Annotated in this window: 2 protein-coding genes and 1 pseudogene; 2 read left to right on the top strand and 1 reads right to left on the bottom strand. The window is 40.5% G+C overall.

Annotation, left to right across the window (positions count from 1 at the left end; translation table 11 throughout):
• Positions 1–471, top strand: a pseudogene (locus tag AYJ08_RS04165) (hypothetical protein); the annotation flags it as partial.
• Between the two features lie 18 nt (positions 472–489).
• On the opposite strand, the gene AYJ08_RS04160 reads toward AYJ08_RS04165, so the two are convergent.
• Complete coding sequence (locus AYJ08_RS04160; RefSeq protein WP_231928997.1) at positions 490–864, bottom strand: hypothetical protein; 375 nt, start codon at positions 862–864, stop codon at positions 490–492.
• Positions 865–1,660: 796 nt separating this feature from the next.
• Here AYJ08_RS04160 and AYJ08_RS04155 point away from each other — a divergent pair.
• A partial coding sequence (locus AYJ08_RS04155; RefSeq protein ID WP_231928996.1) for an Ig-like domain-containing protein occupies positions 1,661–3,625 on the top strand: 1,965 nt, incomplete at its 3' end.

The following is a 3,625-nucleotide window of genomic DNA, read 5'->3' as shown; positions in this document are numbered from 1 at the left end:
CAGAACATTGCCTCGCTAGCATCCCAGATGAAAAAGACAACGGATACGTTAAATAAAGCGATCTACAGTAAATTAAATCAAAACGTCACTCCTAATGTGGGAATGCTGAAGCAGACGTACACGTATGCTACAGTTCCGATCGAAATTATGAGAGATCGGATGGAGGCTTTGTCTGATGAAATGGGTGATAAATTAAGCAAAAGTGACAGACGTAGAATGGATGACGTTATTGAACTGCTCAATGATGCAGTAAAATATAAACAAAAATCATTACGCACTTTTGAGGATTGGCTGGAAAGTTCTAATGAAGACGATTTAGAAGACATCCGTGATTATGAAAAGGATGCCAATAAATATATTGATGAAGCCATTAAGTATCTAAATGGGTTTGATGCGAAAAAGCCAGGGAAAAAATATACGAAAAACCTGCGAGATAGCGTACTGGAATGGATTCGAAAATCAAATAAATAAGAAACAAAGGCGCTTCTTTTAACGAGAAGCGCCTTTGTTTTTATCACGTATTAATCTCATTTGCAACACCTCTTCTATATCCCCGACCTGCAGTACGAACTGTCTAACCTCCTGATGATCAACCCCATGCCGTTCAGCCTGTTCCTTCAAGGCTTTGAGATTAATCCCGAACTTTCCGGGCTTCTTAGGATGAACCATTAATTCTCCTAACGTGACTGTAAGCCCTAATAAGTCTGGATCGAAGTCTTCTGCTTCCTTTCTTTGAAAAGGGGCTGTGAGCGGTATATAAGCTCGCTCCTTGCTCCAATCAAGCTCGGTTTCCCGAAAGGTAATGACATACCAGAGCGGGGCTAACCGATTTTCCAAGTAGTCGTAATATACGTTGATTTTCATGATGTACCAATTATCCTTTCCCGGGAAAAGCTTCACATTTTTCCGCGTATACGCCTATCTTATGAGGGAGATCGCTTCTTTCATAAAGCTTAGAAGATAATACCCTTGCGTAGTGAACAACCCTGTTAAACTAAAATGCATTTATCTGATGGGGCCAGTCGATGTTGAGTGAAAACAAGCTGGTTACTGGTGAGCTATATGAGAGCGTGACTTCATACTACACGATTTGTACATGCTGTAGATCAACTGCGATTAAAATGAACTAATTTTGCCTTAAAGGAGTAAGGAGGCAGGCGTATTTGCTAAAACAAATCAGAGATCATTTATCACGTAAGGCAAGGATTCCATTCCCCTGTAACCATATCACACGGCTGTTAAAGAGCGTAGTACCCTCCTTTTCTGTGTTCATCATAGAACAGATTTAATTTACACCCAATAAAAAGTTTCCGAAAAAAACCGGCAAACTCTATAAACAAAGAGGCAATCATTATTCTTAAGGCCTATAGTTAGCCCGTCTTACCTGAACCAAATGTAAAATTTATGAAAAATAAATTAGAATATTTTTACAATTAACTAATACAAGCTTTGCCTAAAATTCACATCATTATTTTATACTAATAGTGGGAATGATCATAAAAGTTGCATTTCTTGAAAAAATCCTACTAAATGATCATGTAAAAAATGAAACTCTACCATATAGTGAAAATGCCAGAATACTTTTTCCTATTTTTCTGAAATAGGGAATATACTGGCAGGTCTTATTTTCGTTCTTTTTCAAAAAACGATTTAAAAAGGAGTGACTGAATTGTCGCAGCGAAAAAGGTATCTAAAATGGTTGAATGTTTTCATGATTCTCTGTATGGTATGTTCATTTAGCCTACCTGTAGTTGTACAAGCGGCAGAAACATCGGAAGTAAAAGAAGCATTAACACCACAAGAAACATCAGCACCACAAGAAGTGACTCAGCGTGTAAAACAAAAGAAGGTAAAAGTGCAGGACGTATCTGCGGTCAATGGAGAGGTAACGATTACATTATCTGACATTCCAGAGGATACACCAAAACCAGAGGATTTTCAGCTTTCAGTCAAAGAGGGCCTATTAGAAGGATGGGCTTCACTTGAAGAAACTGATTTCGCTTGGGATGAATCAAGTAAAACCGCTCGTATCCATTTTGAACCAATAAAAGGTGGAGAGCTGGATAAACGGGTGACTGTACGCGTGGAGGCGTATGGCTCGAAAAAAACAGCAAAGCCATTTTTGGTACAGGCTACTTCTAGCAAGGTTTTTGCTGTAAAGATAGAAAACCTTGCAGATGATAATATCCTAGAAATCGATTCTGCTTTAGATGGAAGCCTAACTTTGAAAGCGGTTGCATATGATATCCGCGGAAGAGAGGTGGAAGGCAAAGCCGTAAATTGGAGTTCTTCTGATAGACGAGTTGCTTCAGTGAATGAGGAGGGTGTTGTTACAGCAAAAGCAATTGGGCTAGCCGTTATCCAAGCGGAAGTGGATCATCGGATAGCGCTGTTTCCAGTCCTTGTAAAGAAGCCTGGCCCATCACTAAGCCTGTCCGCTAGTAGCTTACATGAATCGGATGCTAATGATGGGGGGATTTCTGACTCACTTCTAGTGGAGCTTCATCATGCCAAGTTTTTGCCTCTGTTTTTGAAATCAAGCGTACAAGTCAAAGGATTACCAGAGGGACTCAGCTACACAGCTAAGCTGGAGAGCGAGGATCGACTTAGAATCACTTTCTTAGGAAAAGCAGTGAAACATGAGGGGAAAGACAGCGTTGATCATGTGTACGTAATCGTGAAGCATGATATGGTATTTGGCGCACTTTCTCATTTGATTTCACCAGAATTTTCCATAAATTTCAAAGATTCCAAAAACACGAAAGCACCTGTGTATTTGGATGCGAAGTTAGATGAAGACAATAAGCGAATTACCTTACGTTTTGATGACGAAATTGCCTCGGCGATTTCAGAAGAAGCACTGCGCGACGCGATCCAAATAGCTAGGAACGGCAGTGACTTCATTTCTCTTAAGAAAGGCGATCTTGTTTCCATTGAAGGACAGTCACTAATCGTTACATTGGCTCAAGGGCTGCGTGGAAACGATAATAAGATACGTTTACAAGCCAATACGATTCAAAATACAGCCGGCAACCTGTTAACAGAGACAGTTGTTTCGGAGTCATTAGCGGCTAGTATCGCTTCCATTGCAGACTTGAAACAACGAGTAAATGAAGTCGTCACGCTTCAAGGGATCGTCACGGCGGATAACGCCTCGCTTGGCGGTGGAAAGCTGTCTACGTATATACAGGATGAGACAGCAGGGATTAATTTGTTTGCCAGTAAATGGACCAGTTATCCAGATCTAAAAGAGGGAGATTTGGTTCAAGTAACAGGGAAGATTGTTGGTTATAAAAATTTGACAGAAATCATTCCGAAAACATCAGAAGATATCGTCGTGGTAAGTACGGGGAATCAAGTGCCTGAGGCAAAATCCTTGACAGTAGCTCAATTAAACCAAGCAGCACTAGCAGAAAAATATGAAGGAATGCTAATCTCCTCGCATGCATTCTTACTATCCGTTCCAAGCAGTGAATCAGGCGGTGGCTATAACTTACGGATGATTGATGAGCATTTCCAAGGCATAACAGTCCGTGTTATGAAAGAGAGCATTGACGTAGCACAGCTTACGGCAGGTAAGTGGTATCAGGTAGAGGGTGTTTTAGCACAATATAATGATCTGTAT

The organism is Brevibacillus sp. SKDU10 (genome assembly GCF_001645205.1).
GTDB lineage: Bacteria > Bacillota > Bacilli > Brevibacillales > Brevibacillaceae > Brevibacillus_B > Brevibacillus_B halotolerans.
The sequence above is the reverse complement of the archived record's forward strand: the minus strand, read 5'-3'. Positions and strand labels throughout refer to the sequence as shown.